10 protein-coding genes and 1 pseudogene are annotated in these 15,655 nt (G+C 72.7%); 9 read left to right on the top strand and 2 right to left on the bottom strand.

Features of this window, described 5'->3' with window-relative positions; translation table 11 throughout:
* Positions 1-108 precede the first annotated feature (108 nt).
* The 4 genes and pseudogenes from ACWCHM_RS21050 to ACWCHM_RS21035 all read left to right on the top strand — a co-directional run bounded on the left by ACWCHM_RS21050 (position 109) and on the right by ACWCHM_RS21035 (position 4,478).
* Positions 109-1,038: an acetyltransferase gene (locus ACWCHM_RS21050; RefSeq protein ID WP_454219475.1), complete on the top strand. Its 930-nt coding sequence runs from the start codon at positions 109-111 to the stop codon at positions 1,036-1,038.
* 97 nt (positions 1,039-1,135) lie between these two features.
* Positions 1,136-1,459 (top strand): annotated as a pseudogene (locus ACWCHM_RS21045) (ArsR/SmtB family transcription factor); the annotation flags it as partial.
* A 179-nt stretch (positions 1,460-1,638) separates the two neighbouring features.
* A complete protein-coding gene (locus ACWCHM_RS21040) occupies positions 1,639-3,303 on the top strand; it encodes a SulP family inorganic anion transporter (protein WP_454219473.1) in 1,665 nt (554 codons plus the stop codon).
* A 359-nt stretch (positions 3,304-3,662) separates the two neighbouring features.
* A complete protein-coding gene (locus ACWCHM_RS21035) occupies positions 3,663-4,478 on the top strand; it encodes a DUF4352 domain-containing protein (protein ID WP_454219472.1) in 816 nt (271 codons plus the stop codon).
* A 141-nt stretch (positions 4,479-4,619) separates the two neighbouring features.
* Here ACWCHM_RS21035 and ilvD read toward each other — a convergent pair whose 3' ends face one another.
* On the bottom strand, positions 4,620-6,467 hold the full coding sequence (ilvD, locus tag ACWCHM_RS21030; protein ID WP_454219471.1) for a dihydroxy-acid dehydratase: 1,848 nt from the start codon (positions 6,465-6,467) through the stop codon (positions 4,620-4,622).
* A gap of 110 nt (positions 6,468-6,577) precedes the next feature.
* Here ilvD and ACWCHM_RS21025 point away from each other — a divergent pair, with 110 nt between their 5' ends.
* The 5 genes from ACWCHM_RS21025 to serA all read left to right on the top strand — a co-directional run bounded on the left by ACWCHM_RS21025 (position 6,578) and on the right by serA (position 14,901).
* The gene (locus tag ACWCHM_RS21025; RefSeq protein ID WP_454219470.1) at positions 6,578-8,992 is read left to right on the top strand and encodes a putative bifunctional diguanylate cyclase/phosphodiesterase; all 2,415 of its coding nucleotides are present in this window, start codon (positions 6,578-6,580) and stop codon (positions 8,990-8,992) included.
* Between the two features lie 239 nt (positions 8,993-9,231).
* Positions 9,232-11,115, top strand: coding sequence for an acetolactate synthase large subunit (locus tag ACWCHM_RS21020; protein ID WP_454219468.1), 1,884 nt, complete (start codon positions 9,232-9,234; stop codon positions 11,113-11,115).
* Positions 11,116-11,181: 66 nt separating this feature from the next.
* A complete protein-coding gene (gene ilvN / locus ACWCHM_RS21015) occupies positions 11,182-11,697 on the top strand; it encodes an acetolactate synthase small subunit (protein WP_204923742.1) in 516 nt (171 codons plus the stop codon).
* Positions 11,698-11,767: 70 nt separating this feature from the next.
* A complete protein-coding gene (ilvC, locus tag ACWCHM_RS21010; protein ID WP_454219466.1) occupies positions 11,768-12,781 on the top strand; it encodes a ketol-acid reductoisomerase in 1,014 nt (337 codons plus the stop codon).
* Positions 12,782-13,302: 521 nt separating this feature from the next.
* Positions 13,303-14,901, top strand: a complete 1,599-nt coding sequence (gene serA / locus ACWCHM_RS21005) for a phosphoglycerate dehydrogenase (RefSeq protein ID WP_204956793.1) — start codon at positions 13,303-13,305, stop codon at positions 14,899-14,901.
* A gap of 85 nt (positions 14,902-14,986) precedes the next feature.
* Here the strand turns inward: serA and ACWCHM_RS21000 are convergent, their stop codons facing one another.
* Complete coding sequence (locus ACWCHM_RS21000) at positions 14,987-15,343, bottom strand: hypothetical protein (protein ID WP_204956794.1); 357 nt, start codon at positions 15,341-15,343, stop codon at positions 14,987-14,989.
* Positions 15,344-15,655: the final 312 nt, after the last annotated feature.

Here is a 15,655-nt window from a genome sequence, read left to right as displayed (position 1 = left end):
CCGTCGAGCCGGAAGGAGGTCAGAACGATGTCCGATGTTCTGCGCCCCCTCCGCGTCCCGGCGTCCACGCGGATCTGACCGGGGCGTTCGCCTTCCGGAGGATTCCCCATGACCCACCTGGTCATCCGCCCGCTCGTCGCGGGCGAGGAAGATCTGTTCGAGTCCATGCCCGACCCGCTGCCCAACCTGCGCAAGGTCCGTTACGCCGACGGTGTCGCCGGGGGTGGCTACCGGCCCGAGCGCACCTGGATCGCCCTGCGGGACGGCCGGGTGGTCGGTCGGGCCGCGTGGCTCCTGCCGCCCGGGGCCGCCGGTGCGCCCTGGCTGGACCGCTTCGACCTGACCGCCGAACCTGAGGTGGGGGCCGCGCTGCTGCGGGCGGCCCACGAGACGCTCGGTGGCCCGCACCCGTACCACGCCGGGCTGCCCGCGTACTGGCGGCGGCGGCCGGAGGTGCTCGCCGTGGTCCGGGCGCCGCTGGCGGCGGCCCGGCTCGCCGGGCTGGTCGAGCGCGGCGAGCGGCTCCGCTGCTCGTGGGCGGGCACCCCGCTGCCGACGACCTCCGGCCGCTACGCCGTCCGCCCGGCCGCCGATGGTAGCGAGGTCGACGCCCTCGTCGCCCGGATCGCCGAGCCGGACGTGCTGACCGGCCGGGAAATCGCCCGGGCGGTGGCCGGGGTGGACCTGGCCACCGATCCACGGGCCTGGCTGACCGCCGCGACCTGGCGGGTCGCCCTGGTCGACGAGGAGCCGGTCGGGCTCGCCGGGACGACCGGGGACGCCTGTTTCCCGCAGCTCGGCTACCTCGGGGTGGTGGACGGGCGAGTTGCTCGCCGACTCGGTCGCGGCGTTGGTGGCCGACGGTGCCCGGGAGTTGGTGGCCGACGTGGACGCCCACCGGGTCGCGGTGGTCGCCGAGATGGAACGCACCGGGTTCCGGCAGTTGCGTACCCGGCTGTTCTTCGAGCCCACCACGGCTGCGGTCGACTGACCCGTACGGCGTGCCCCCGGCGTACCGGCCGGGGGCACGCCACCTGACCGGCCACGAACCGGGAGTCACGAACCACACGACAGGTCAATTGAAGAGTTTCGCAACTGCTAAAGTGTTCATGACGTCGACGGAAGAAGGTCCCGGGTGTCGGTCCCGCTGTACCAGGCCAAGGCGGAGCTGTTCCGCACCCTCGGGCACCCGGTGCGCATCCGGGTGCTCGAACTGCTCCAGGACGGCCCGAAGCCGGTCCGCGACCTGCTCGCCGTCATCGAGGTCGAGCCGTCCAACCTCTCCCAGCAGCTCGCCGTGCTGCGCCGGGCCGGCATGGTCACCTCCTACCGGGACGGCCCGCTGGTGATGTACTCGCTGAGCACCCCCGACGTGGCCGACCTGCTGGCCGCCGGCCGACGCATCCTCGGCACCGTCCTCACCGACCGCGACGCCCTCCTCGACGAACTCCGCACCGCCACCGCCACCGCCACCGCCACCGCCACCGCCACCGCCACCGCCACCGCCACCGCCACCGCCACCGCCGACCCGGCCGCCGGCAGCCCCGCAGCCGCACCCGCCGCCGGACCGTCCGGTCCCGTCATGGCCGGCGACAGGCCCCGTAACCCCACGGACGGCTCGCCGACCCGGCCCGGCCGGTGAGCATCGCCGCCGTCGCCGACCGGGTCCTCGGCCTGCTGCCCGACCGCGCCGACTGGCAGGCGGTACGCCGCTCACCCCGGCGGGACCTGGCCGCCGGGCTGACCGTTGCCGTGGTGGCCCTGCCACTCGCCCTCGCCTTCGGCGTCACCTCCGGGCTGGGCGCGCAGGCCGGCCTGGTCACCGCCGTCGTCGCCGGAGCGGTGGCGGCCGTCTTCGGCGGCTCCCACCTCCAGGTCTCCGGCCCCACCGGGGCGATGACCGTGGTACTGGTGCCGGTGGTGCAGCAGTTCGGCCCGACCGGGGTGCTGATGGTCGGCGTGCTGGCCGGGCTGCTGCTGATCGCCCTCGCCCTGGCCCGCCTCGGCCGCTACGTCCGCTACCTGCCCACCCCCGTCATCGAGGGCTTCACCGCAGGCATCGCCGTGGTCATCGCCCTGCAACAGGTGCCCGCCGCGCTCGGCGTCACCGACGCGCACGGCGACCGGGTGTGGGCCGTCGCCGCCGACGCCGTCGCCCGGTTCGCCGTACACCCCCGGCCGGTGGCGCTGGCGGTCGCGCTCGGGGTGGCGGCGCTGATGCTGCTCGGCGCACGCTTCCGGCCCGGCGTACCGTTCTCGCTGCTCGGGGTGGCCGTTGCCACGGTGCTCGCCGAAACCCTCCCGCTCGACCTGGCCCGGATCGGTGCCCTGCCGCAGGGGCTGCCCGCGCCGTCGCTGGGCTTCCTCGACCCCGGCGCGGTCGGCGTGCTGCTGCCGTCGGCGCTGGCGGTGGCCGCGCTCGCCGCGCTGGAGAGCCTGCTGTCGGCCACCGTCGCCGACGGGATGACCGTCGGGCAACGGCACGACCCGGACCGGGAACTGTTCGGTCAGGGCCTGGCCAACCTCGCCGCACCCGTGTTCGGCGGCATCCCCGCCACCGCCGCGATCGCCCGTACGGCCGTCAACGTCCGCGCCGGGGCGGCGTCGAAGCTGGCCGCGCTCACCCACGCGGTGGCGCTCGCCGCGATCGTGCTCGCCGCCGCCCCGCTGGTCGGCCGGATCCCGCTCGCCGCGCTCGCCGGGGTGCTGCTCGCCACCACGGTACGGATGATCGAGGCCGGTTCACTCTGGGCGCTGGCCCGCGCCACCCGGGGCGACGCCCTGGTGCTGGTGCTCACCTTCGTCGTCACGGTCGCCTGGGACCTGGTCACCGCCGTCGCCGTCGGGGTCGCCGTGGCGGTGGTGATCGCGCTGCGCGCGGTGGCCCGCAGCGCCCGGCTGGAACAGGTCCCGCTCGACCGGGGCGAGCACAGCGACGAGGAACACGCCCTGCTGGCCGAGCACATCGTGGCGTACCGGCTGGACGGGCCGCTGTTCTTCGCCGCCGCGCACACCTTCCTGCTGGAACTGTCCGAGGTGGCCGACGTCCGGGTGGTCATCCTGCGGATGTCCCGGGTGTCGGCGCTCGACGCCACCGGCGCGCACGTGCTCGGCGACGCCATCGGGCGGCTGCGCGGACGGGGGATCACCGTGCTGCTCTCCGGCATCACCCCTGACCACGACCAGGTGCTTTCGACCCTGGGAGTGGCCGACGAGCTGCGCCGCGAGGGGCTGGTCTTCCCCGACACCCCGGCCGCCATCGCCCACGCCCGGGAACTGCTGCGGGGCACCGTCACCACGTGAGGCGGGTGTGACCCGATCGGGAGGACGGGTCGTCGCGCGGCGCGCGGAAACCGAGCCGGCGGCGATGCTCGGCGCAGCATCGTAATTGCCGTTTGTTCGGCGGGAAACGTGGTGGCAGATATACGACAGGGTCCACACGACTCGATGTGTCTTATCGGAATCGAATGTGCGACCGTCGAGGCCGTTTGCCGGCTGAATGTCCGACGGCAGCTCCCCGGATTGGTCGTTCGACAGGCAGACCCGTCGGGCGGCTCAGGCCAGCCGGACGACGATTACCGGGCGTCAACTATGGCACCGTGAGGGCCGCTTCGCTCATTGCGCGGCTGCTGCGCGAATCACGACCGGGGAGAAACCACTCAATGACGGCACCCTACGATCCTGCCCACAACCAGCCGCCCGCCGGCCAGCCGCCGATGCCACCGACCGCCCATCTCCCGCAGGTGCCCGCCGGGCAGTTCCCGCCGCCCCCGGTGGGCCAGTTCTCCCCGCCGACGCCCGGCCAGTTCCCGCCACCGCCCGCCCCGCGGAAGCGGGCCTCCTGGCTGGTGCCCACCCTCATCGGTGTCGGTGCCTTCGTGGTGCTGTGCTGCGGTGGTCCGATGGTGCTGGGCCTGGTCAGCGAGGACACGAAGCCCGAGGCTGCCTCCGTGGGCGGCGACGCTCCCGCCGCCAGGAGCAGTGCCGCACCGGCGGCGAGCACCGCGCCAGCTTCCCCGGCGGCACCGGCACCGGCCAAGAAGACCGAGGCACCCGTGCCGCCGAAGCCGAAGACCCCGGGTATCGGTGACAAGGTGCGCGGCGGGGACTTCGAATTCACCGTCAAGAGCATGAAGTGCGGGATCTCCCGTGTGGGCAACGATTTCCTCAACAAGAAGGCGCAGGGCACCTTCTGCAAGGTCAGTGTGACCGTCAAGAACGTCACCAAGCGCGCGCACACCTTCCACGCCGACGGCAGCCTCAGCGCCCAGGATTCCAGCGGCCGAGAGTACGAGGCCGACGGAGAGGCCGGAATCTACGGCAACAGCGACGGCCAGGGTTTCCTCGACGAAATCAACCCGGGCAACTCGGTGACCGCCAACGTCTACTTCGACGTGCCGAAGGGCACCAAGCTCAAGACGGTCACGCTGGATGCCGGCCTGTTCACCTTTGCGGAAGACGCTGTCGTCACCCTCTGAACCGCCACCGGCAGGCCATGCTCCGGGACGGCTACGGCTGTAGCCGGATGGCGGCCCGGTCCCGGTGTCGAGGTAGCGGTGTCCCGGTCGGGGGATACCGCTACCTCGCTGAGGTGGAGACGATCAACCCCACTCGGCCGGTCACTCCGGTACGCGGCGGTACGCGCCGTCGCTGGCCGACGTCGCCATCGAGGCGTACGCGCGCAGGGCGGCGGACACCGGGCGCTGCCGGTCGAGCGGGGTGTATGGCCGCTCCCGCTTCTCCTGCGCCACCCGGCGGGCCGCCAGCACGTCGTCGGGCACGTTCAGCTCGATCGACCGGGCCGGGATGTCGATGACGATCTCGTCGCCCGGCTCGACCAGGGCGATCAGCCCACCGGAGGCCGCCTCGGGGGAGGCGTGCCCGATGGACAGCCCGGAGGTGCCGCCGGAGAACCGGCCGTCGGTGAGCAGCGCGCAGGACCGGCCCAGCCCGCGCCCCTTGAGGAACGAGGTGGGGTAGAGCATCTCCTGCATGCCGGGGCCGCCCTTGGGCCCCTCGTAGCGGATCACCACGACGTCGCCGGCGACGATCTCCTTGGCGAGGATCGCCGCGACCGCGTCGTCCTGCGACTCGTAGACCTTGGCCGGGCCCCGGAAGGTCAGGCACTCCTCGGGCACCCCGGCGGTCTTCACCACGCAGCCGTCCGGCGCGATGTTGCCGTGCAGGATGGCCAGCCCGCCGTCGGCGCTGTAGGCGTGCGCCAGGTCCCGCACGCAGCCCTGCGCGGCGTCGGTGTCCAGGGTGGACCAGCGGTTGGTGGTGGAGAACGGCTCGACGGTACGCACCCCGCCGGGCGCGGCGTGGAACAACTCCACCGCCTCGGGGGTGGGTGAGCCGCCCCGGACGTCCCAGTCGGTGAGCCACTGGGCCAGCGAGGGGGAGTGCACGGCGTGCACGTCGCGGTGCAGCAGGCCGGCGCGGTCCAGCTCACCGAGGATGGCCGGGATGCCACCGGCGCGGTGCACGTCCTCCATGTGGTAGTTCGGCGAGTTCGGGGCGACCTTGGCCAGGCAGGGCACCCGCCGGGAGATGGCGTCGATGTCGGCGACGCCGAAGTCGAGTTCGGCCTCACGGGCGGCGGCGAGCAGGTGCAGGATCGTGTTGGTCGACCCGCCCATCGCCACGTCGAGGGCGACCGCGTTGTCGAACGCCCTGCGGTTGGCGACGGCGCGGGGCAGCACGGAGGCGTCGTCGTCGTCGTACCAGCGCTTGGCGATCTGGACGGCGGTCCGGCCGGCCTCCACGAAGAGCGACCGGCGCGCGGCGTGGGTGGCCAGCGTCGAGCCGTTGCCGGGCAGCGCCAGGCCGATCGCCTCGGTGAGGCAGTTCATCGAGTTGGCGGTGAACATGCCGGAGCAGGAGCCGCAGGTCGGGCAGGCGGAGCGCTCGATCTCGCCGAGCTGGTCGTCGGTGACGGCCTCGTTCGAGGAGGCGATCATCGCGTCGATCAGGTCGATCTTGGAGTGCACGATGCCCTCGATGGCCACCGTCTTGCCGGCCTCCATCGGGCCGCCGGAGACGAAGACGGTCGGGATGTTGAGCCGCAGCGCGGCCAGCAGCATGCCGGGGGTGATCTTGTCGCAGTTGGAGATGCAGACCAGGGCGTCGGCGCAGTGCGCGTTGACCATGTACTCGACCGCGTCGGCGATCAGCTCCCGGCTGGGCAGCGAGTAGAGCATGCCGCCGTGGCCCATGGCGATGCCGTCGTCGACGGCGATGGTGTTGAACTCGCGCCCCACCCCGCCGGCCTCGGCCACCGCGTCCGCGACCAGGCCACCCATGTCCTTCAGGTGGACGTGACCGGGGACGAACTGGGTGAAACTGTTCGCGATGGCGACGATCGGCTTGCCGAAGTCGTCGTCGGTCATCCCGGTGGCCCGCCACAGGGCCCGGGCGCCGGCCATCGTCCGACCGTGGGTGGAGGTCCTCGACCGCAGCTCAGGCATGGGTACCAGTCTTACACCGCCCGGCGGGCGGCTCCTACCGCTCGCGCCGTGTCCCAACAGTTGCACACCCGGTACCCCGTAGCGGGTGCCGATCCGGCACAGTTGAGGTCGTGCGTTTACCCCCGGGCATGGTCGCCGTGGCGGTGTTGAGCGGCCTGCTCGCCGTCGCCGCCGCCGCACTGTTGGCCGACTCGGCCCGGCGGCGCGGCGGGCCGCACCGCCAGGCGCACCTGTTGTTCGCCGTGGCCGCCACGATCGCCCTGGCCACCGTGGTCGCCGGCGTCGTCGCGGTGCTCGGCGCGACCGAGCACGGGGCGCACCGGCGCGGTCAGGGAATGGGCTGGGCGTCGCTGATCGCGGTCGGCACCGCGCTGAGCGGGCTGGGCTACTGCGCGGGTCTGCTCCGCCTGCCCGGCGCGATGGTGGCCCGGGCCGCCGCCGCGCGGCTGCTGCTCGACGGGCTGACCGTGGCCGCCGCGATCTGGTTCGTCGGCTGGGTGCTCCTGTCGGAGCCGACCCGGCTGCTCGGGCCGGCGACCCCGAGCTCCTGCCCGGCGATCCTGCTCGCCTCGGTGACCGCAGCGATCACCGCCGGCCTCACCGGCATGGTGGTGGCCCGCGCCGACGGCCCCCGGACCCGGCTGGCCGTGCTCGGTGTCGGCATCACCGCGACCGCCACCGGTGGCCTCGTCCTGGCCGCCGGGGTCTGCCAGGGCGGCTCGGCGATGGCGCTGACCGGTGCCGCACTGCTCGCCGTGGGCATGCTCGCCGGGGCGCTCGCCGTGCACCGGGTGGACGCCCCCGGCCAGGTCGACATCGACCTGATCAGCCGCGACGGCGAGTACGCCTTCATCCCGATGGTGGCGATGGCCGGTTCGGCGATGTACCACCTCGTCCAGGGCGGCCGGTTCGACGCGCTGGGCATCATCGCCGGCAGCCTGGAGGGCTTCGCCCTGGTCACCCGGCAGTACCTCACCCTCAACGACGTACGCAGCTACGCCCACCGGCTGGCCGACCGGGAGGCGCACTTCCGGGAGCTGGCCCACACCGACCCGCTGACCACCCTCGCCAACCGGCGTGGCCTGCTGCGGGAGATGCAGCGCTGCGCCACCGAGGGGGGTGGCTGCGTGCTGCTCGGCCTCGACCTGGACGGCTTCAAGAACGTCAACGACATGCGTGGCCACGACGTCGGCGACATGGTGCTGGCCGAGGTGGGCCGGCGGCTGCGGAGCAACCTGCGCCCCGGTGACCTGGCCGCCCGGCTCGGCGGCGACGAGTTCGCGGTGCTGATGCGGGGCCGGCCGACCGACGCGGACGTGGTGGCCGAGCGGCTGCTGGGGGTGCTCGGCCGGCCCTACGACCAGGAGGGCGGGGCGGTCTTCCTCTCGGTCAGCATCGGGGTGGCCGGCCAGGGCGGCGACGACCCGGACGTGGTCGGCCTGCTGCGCCACGCCGACCTGGCCCTGCGCTACGCCAAGCAGCGCGGCAAGAACCGGATCGAACGCTACGACGGCAGCTACGACCAGCTGCTGACCCGGCGTACCCGGCTGGAGCACGAGATGCGTGGCGCGATCGAGCGCGACGAGCTGCGGCTGGCCTTCCAGCCGGTGGCGTCGCTGCCCTCGGTCCGGCCGGTGGGTGCCGAGGCGCTGCTCCGTTGGCACCACCCCGAGTTGGGCAACGTCCGGCCGGACGAGTTCATCCCGCTGGCCGAGGAGTGCGGGATGATCGCCAAGCTGGGGGCCTGGGTGCTGCACCAGGCGTGCTGGCAGCTGTCCCGTTGGCTGGCCGACGGCCACGACGTCTGGGTGTCGGTCAACGTCTCCCCACGCGAGCTGCACGCCCCGGAGTACGTGGTGCAGGTGGCCGAGGCGTTGCGCGCCCACCACGTGCCGCCGCAGCGGCTGGTGCTGGAGGTCACCGAGCATGCCGTCGCCACCGACCTGGACGAGCTGATCCGCCGGCTGACCGCGCTGCGGCGGACCGGGGTGCGGATCGCGCTCGACGACTTCGGTGCGGGGTACTCGTCGCTGGGGCAGTTGCGTCGGCTGCCGATCGACATCCTCAAGATCGATCACAGTCTGGTCGCCGAGCACGAGCCGGTCCGCCCGGTGGGCCGGGACGGGCCGGCGTTCGCCCCGATGGTCGACATCGTCATGCGGCTGGGCCACCAGTTCGGCCTGGAGGTGATCGCCGAGGGGGTCACCAACCCGGCCGAGCTGGCCGCGGTGGTCGCCGCCGGCTGCCGGTTCGGGCAGGGCGCGCTCTTCGGCTGGGGGGTGCCGGCCGAGCATCTGGAGGCGATGCTGGAGGCGGCCACCTCGCCGGGCGCGCGCCCCGCGTCGGCTCCGCCGGCCCCGCCGCCCCCGCCGCTGCGACCCACCCCGTCGCCGCTGCTGCCCCGGCTGCGATCCCACCCACCGGCATCTCCGTCGGTGCCCGCCCCGCGCCCCGCGTATGAGGAGTCCACGCAGGCCGGGCCGGTTGACGAGACCCCGAACGGGGACGGCATCCCTCGTTCGTGAACCAACATGTGGGATCAGTTGACTCATCGCGTGAGATGCGTCAGGCTTGGCCCATGTCGTCGAACCGGTCGCTGCGAGTACTTACCTGAGCGCACTCTCCCGCTGTCGAGAGTGCGCTGGCCCCGTGCATCTGCACGAGGGCCGTTTTTATTGCCGTCGGAACCACCGGGGCGGGCCGCCGCCCCCGTCGCACCTGTCGTAGCAGCTCCACCCAACTCCAGCCGAAGGCCTGAACCGCCATGACGAGACCCACGCCAGAGACCCTCGCCCACTCCGCCCGGCGGGCCCGTACGGTCACCGAGCCGGCCGGCGACGCCGACCACACCACCCCGCCGCGCGCCGCCGCGCCGGCCACCCCGGCCGTAAAGCCGTCCGGGCCGGTCCCGGTCTCCGGTGCCGGCTCCCTGGTGCGGTCGTTGGAGGCGCTCGGCGTCGACGTCGTCTTCGGCATCCCCGGCGGGGCGATCCTGCCCGCCTACGACCCGCTCTACGACTCCTCGGTGCGGCACGTCCTGGTCCGGCACGAGCAGGGCGCGGGACACGCCGCCACCGGGTACGCGCAGGCCACCGGCCGGGTGGGCGTCTGCATCGCCACCTCCGGGCCGGGCGCGACGAACCTGGTCACCCCGATCGCCGACGCGTACATGGACTCGGTGCCGATCGTCGCGATCACCGGGCAGGTGGCCCGCCCGATGATCGGCACGGACGCCTTCCAGGAGGCGGACATCCAGGGCATCACTCTGCCGATCACCAAGCACAACTTCCTGGTGCAGAACGCCGAGGAGATCCCGCAGGTCCTCGCCGAGGCGTTCCACCTGGCCGCGACCGGGCGTCCCGGGCCGGTGCTGGTGGACATCCCCAAGGACGTCCTGCAGGCGGCGACCACCTTCTCCTGGCCGCCCACCCTGGACCTGCCCGGCTACCGGCCGACCCTGCACCCGCACGGCAAGCAGATCCGGGAGGCGGCGCGGCTGATCAGCGGCGCCCGCCGGCCGGTGCTCTACGTCGGCGGCGGGGTGCTCAAGGCCGGTGCGACCGAGTCGCTGCGCCAGCTCGCCGAGCTGACCGGCATCCCGGTGGTGACCACGCTGATGGCGCTGGGCGCGTTCCCCGACTCGCACCGTCAGCACCTGGGCATGCCGGGCATGCACGGCACCGTCGCCGCCGTCTACGGCCTGCAGAAGGCCGACCTGATCGTGGCGTTGGGGGCCCGGTTCGACGACCGGGTGACCGGCAAGCTGGACTCGTTCGCCCCGGACGCCACGGTGGTGCACGCCGACATCGACCCGGCCGAGATCGGCAAGAACCGGCACGCCGACGTCCCGATCGTCGGCGACGCCAAGCACGTCATCGACGAGCTGATCGCGGCGGTGACCACCGAGCAGAAGGCCGGCCGTCGCACCGAACTGCACGACTGGTGGCACCAGCTCGACGACCTGCGCGAGCGGTACCCGTTGGGCTACGACGAGCCGGCCGACGGCACCCTGTCCCCGCAGTACGTGATCAAGCGGCTGGGCGAGATCGTCGGCCCGGACGCGATCTACGTGGCCGGGGTCGGCCAGCACCAGATGTGGGCCAGCCAGTTCATCTCGTACGAGAAGCCGGGCACCTGGCTCAACTCCGGCGGCCTCGGCACCATGGGGTACGCCGTCCCGGCGGCGATGGGCGCGAAGGCCGGCCGGCCGGACACGGTGGTGTGGGCGGTGGACGGCGACGGCTGCTTCCAGATGACCAACCAGGAGCTGGCCACCTGCGCGCTGGAGGGCATCCCGGTCAAGATCGCGGTGATCAACAACGGCAACCTGGGCATGGTCCGGCAGTGGCAGACCCTGTTCTACGAGGGGCGCTACTCCAACACCGAGCTGGGCACCCACAAGCACCGCATCCCCGACTTCGTCAAGCTGGCCGAGGCGCTCGGCTGCGTCGGCCTACGCTGCGAGAACGCCGAGGACGTCGACAAGACGATCGAGGCGGCGATGGCGATCACCGACGCACCTGTCGTGATCGACTTCACGGTCGGCAAGGACGCGATGGTCTGGCCGATGGTGGCCGCCGGCACCAGCAACGACGAGATCATGTTCGCCCGGGGCGTCCGCCCGACGTTCGACGAGGACGACATCTGAGATGAGTGACCGATTCCCCGGGACCGTGCACCGGCACGGCCCGACCGAGCGAAGCGAGACGGTGGCATGACCCTGCACACCCTGTCCGTGCTGGTGGAGAACAAGCCGGGTGTCCTGGCCCGGGTCTCCGGCCTGTTCTCCCGGCGCGGCTTCAACATCGACAGCCTGGCCGTCGGTGAGACCGAGAACCCCGACGTCTCCCGGATCACCATCGTGGTCAACGCCGACTCGTCGCCGCTGGAGCAGGTCACCAAGCAGCTCAACAAGCTGGTCAACGTACTGAAGATCGTCGAGTTGGACCCGCAGGTCTCGGTGGCGCGGGAGCTGCTGCTGGTCAAGGTCCGCGCCGACCGCGCCGCCCGCGCGCAGGTGCTGGAGACGGTCGCCCTGTTCCGGGCCCGGGTGGTCGACGTCGCGCCGGACACCCTCACCGTCGAGGCCACCGGCACCCCCGACAAGCTCGACGCGCTGCTGCGCGACCTGGAGCCGTTCGGGATCAAGGAGATGGTCCAGTCCGGCACGGTGGCGATCGGGCGCGGCTCGCGGTCGATCACCGCCGGCCCGGCGCTGCGCGCCGCCTGAGCGCGCCGCCCACCCGCCACCGCACACAGTCCACGACGGTCGACGAGACCGCCGTACGAAAGGGAAGTCAATGAGCGTTGAGGTGTACTACGACGACGACGCCGACCTGGGCCTGATCCAGGGCCGCAAGGTCGCCGTGATCGGGTACGGCAGCCAGGGCCACGCCCACGCGCTGTCGCTGCGTGACTCCGGTGTCGACGTGGTGATCGGCCTGCCGGCGGGCTCCAAGAGCCGGCCCAAGGCCGAGGAGCAGGGCCTGCGGGTGCTCACCCCGGCCGAGGCGGCGGCCGAGGCCGACGTGATCATGATCCTGGCGCCGGACACCGCCCAGCGGACCATCTACGCCGAGTCGATCGCCCCCAACCTCGCCCCCGGCAAGGCGCTCTTCTTCGGGCACGGCTTCAACATCCGGTACGGCCTGATCACCCCGCCGGCCGACGTGGACGTGGCGATGGTCGCCCCGAAGGGCCCCGGCCACCTGGTCCGCCGCCAGTACGTCGACGGCAAGGGCGTGCCCTGCCTGGTCGCCGTCGAGCAGGACGCCAGCGGCAACGCCTTCCCGCTCGCCCTGGCGTACGCCAAGGGCATCGGCGGCACCCGGGCCGGCGCGATCAAGACCACCTTCACCGAGGAGACCGAGACCGACCTCTTCGGCGAGCAGGCGGTCCTCTGCGGTGGCGCGGCGGCCCTGGTGCAGACCGGGTTCGAGGTGCTCACCGAGGCCGGCTACGCCCCCGAGGTGGCCTACTTCGAGTGCCTGCACGAGCTGAAGCTCATCGTCGACCTGATGTACGAGGGCGGCATCGCCCGGATGCGGTACAGCATCTCCGACACCGCCGAGTACGGCGACCTGTCCCGGGGCCCGCGCGTGGTCGACTCGCGGGTCAAGGAGGAGATGCGCAAGATCCTCGGTGAGATCCAGTCCGGCGAGTTCGCCCGCGAGTGGGTGGCCGAGGACGACGCCGGCCGGCCGAACTTCGCCAAGTGGCGGGCCGAGGGCGCGGCGCACCCGATCGAGGAGACCGGGCAGAAGCTGCGTTCGATGATGAGCTGGGTGGACCGCCCGCTCACCGAGACCGCCTGACCCGTCGGTCCTGACCGGGTCGCCGGCGCCCTCGGGCGGGTCGCGGACCGGTCGACGTGGTTACGTGAAGCGGTATGACTGGCAGGCATATTTATGCCTGCCAGTCATACCGCTTTCTGCGTGACCATCTCCCGGGCGGCCGGCCCTGCGCCGGGGCCGGGTCACTGTCGCCCGTCCCGTCGGGCCGCCACCGGACCCGCCCCGGCTCACCCGTCCCGCCGGTCGCCGTCGCCGTGCGCGGTGGCCGGTTCACCAGGCGGGACGGGGTGATCGTCGCCTCATCGACCGCGATCGGCCCCCGCGCCGTGCTCCCGGACCGGATGAACGGGGGATGACAGGCGTGCGACAACCCTGTGTGAGGGCCCTCACCCCGTAGACCGGGACCTGCTGGCGGGAGCGACCCCTACCATCCTTGGTGAGGTGCGTGACCGGCACCTGACGGCCATGGCACGGATCGGCGCAGGGCGCATCGCGGCGCCCGGTCGCCCCGGCCGAACCTAATACGACGTCTACGAGGACCGATGAATCCTGTCGTACTGATCGCCGAAGAACTCGCCCCCGCCGCCATCGAGGTGCTCGCGCACGACTTCGACGTGCGCCACGTCGACGGCACCGACCGCCCGGCCCTGCTCTCCGCGCTGGCGGAGGCCGACGCGGTCATCGTGCGCAGTGCCACGCAGATCGACGCCGAGGCGGTCTCTGCCGCGCCGCGCCTGAAGGTGGTCGCCCGGGCCGGCGTCGGGCTGGACAACGTCGAGGTCCCGGCCGCCACCGCGCGGGGCGTCATGGTCGTCAACGCCCCCACCTCCAACATCGTCTCCGCCGCCGAGCAGGCCGTCGCGCTGCTGCTCGCCGTCGCGCGCAACACCGCCAGCGCCAGCGCCGCGCTCAAGGCCGGCGAGTGGAAGCGGTCCAAGTACACGGGTGTCGAGTTGCAGGGCAAGACCGTCGGCGTGGTCGGCCTCGGCCGCATCGGGGTGCTGTTCGCCCAGCGCATCGCCGCCTTCGGCACCCGGCTGATCGCGTACGACCCCTACATCCAGCCGGCCCGCGCCGCCCAGCTCGGCGTCCGCCTGGTGGGGCTGGAGGAACTGCTGCGGGAGGCCGACTTCATCTCGATCCACCTGCCGAAGACCCCGGAAACGGTCGGCCTGATCGGCGAGAAGGAGCTGTCGATCGTCAAGCCGGGCGTCCGGATCGTCAACGCCGCCCGGGGTGGCCTGGTCGACGAGCAGGCCCTCGCGGACGCGATCGCCGAGGGCCGGGTCGCCGGCGCCGGCGTCGACGTGTACGCCAAGGAGCCGTGCACCTCCTCGCCGCTGTTCGCCTTCGACAACGTGGTGGCCACCCCGCACCTGGGCGCCTCCACCCACGAGGCGCAGGACAAGGCCGGTCTGGCCGTGGCCAAGAGCGTCAAGCTGGCGTTGCAGGGCGAGTTCGTGCCGGACGCGGTGAACGTGCAGGCCGGCGGGGTCGTCGCCGAGGACGTCCGGCCGCTGCTGCCGCTGGCCGAGAAGCTGGGCCGGGCGTTCACCGCCGTGGCCGGCGGGGTGGCCGCCAGCGTCACCGTCGAGGTGCGCGGCGAGATCGTCAACCACGACGTGTCGGTGCTGAAGCTCGCCGCCACCAAGGGGCTGTTCAGCTCCGTGGTCGAGGACCAGGTCACCTACGTCAACGCGCCGCACCTGGCCGCCGAGCGGGGCGTCGAGGTGACCCTCGCCACCCTGGCCGAGACGGTCGACCACCCGAACCTGGTCACCGTGCGGGGCGCGCTGCCCGACGGTCGTACGGTCAGCGTCTCCGGCACGGTCGCCCACACCGGCGCCCGCGACGTCATCAAGCTGACCGAGGTGGACGGCTTCGACGTGGAGATCGGCGCGGAGGGCATCCTGCTCTTCCTGCGGTACGTCGACCGGCCGGGCGTGGTCGGCACCGTCGGCACGCTGCTCGGCGAGGCCGGCATCAACATCGCCGCCATGCAGGTGGCCCGTCGGGAGGCCGGCGGCGAGACCCTGATGACCCTCACCGTCGACCAGGCGCTCGGGGCGGACCTGCTCACCTCAGCCGCCGACTCGATCGGGGCGACCGCCGCCAGCGCGGCCGACCTGCGCGACGAGTAGTCGCACCCGCACGGTTCACCACGGAGGGCCCGGCCGCACGGCCGGGCCCTCCGCCGTCCACACCCGAGCGTCCCGGGTGGTGCGGTCAGCGGGCCAGGCGCGACGGCGGCGGGTAGACCGAACCGTCCTGCGGGTCGAAGAGCATCAGGTCGTACTCCCCGGCCAGCCGTTCGATGTCGAGCAGCACCTGGTCGTCGCAGGTCGGTACGAGGTTCAGCGCCACGTGGTCGGCCGCCGCGTGCAGCGGCGACACCTCCCACGGGGTGCCCTGATGGGCGGGCCGGTCGGGGTACGAGGCGGTGATGGCGCGGTAGAAGGCGACCACCCGGGGGTCCGGATACCGCTCGCCGTGCCGTCCCTCGTGGCACTGCCGCACCGCGGCCCGGACGTCCTCGGGCGTGGCTCCGTCGTGCAGGGCCCACACGCTCAGATCGAAACTCACGGCGGACAGCGTGCCATCACCCGGACGCCCGAGCGACACTGACCCGCCGTGATCGCCACGAGTGGTCGAGAGTGTACGGAGAAACACGGTCCGCTGTGGAGACTCTTGCGTCGAGTTGCGTCGATTCGCTAGCGTACCGGTGCGGTCATCGGGAAAGTCGGAAGTCGACCCGTCTTCGGGTGACGGGGCCGAGCGTCCGGCCGGCCGGTCCGCACCCCTCGAATGCGCGAGCCACGCGCACTCGTCGCTGACCGGCCCCCACGGTCGTTGCCGAGACCGTGGGGGCCGATCGCCGGCCCGTCGACCGCGCCA

Source organism: Micromonospora sp. SCSIO 07396 (assembly GCF_053667945.1).
This window is presented reverse-complemented; position numbering and strand designations above follow the sequence as displayed.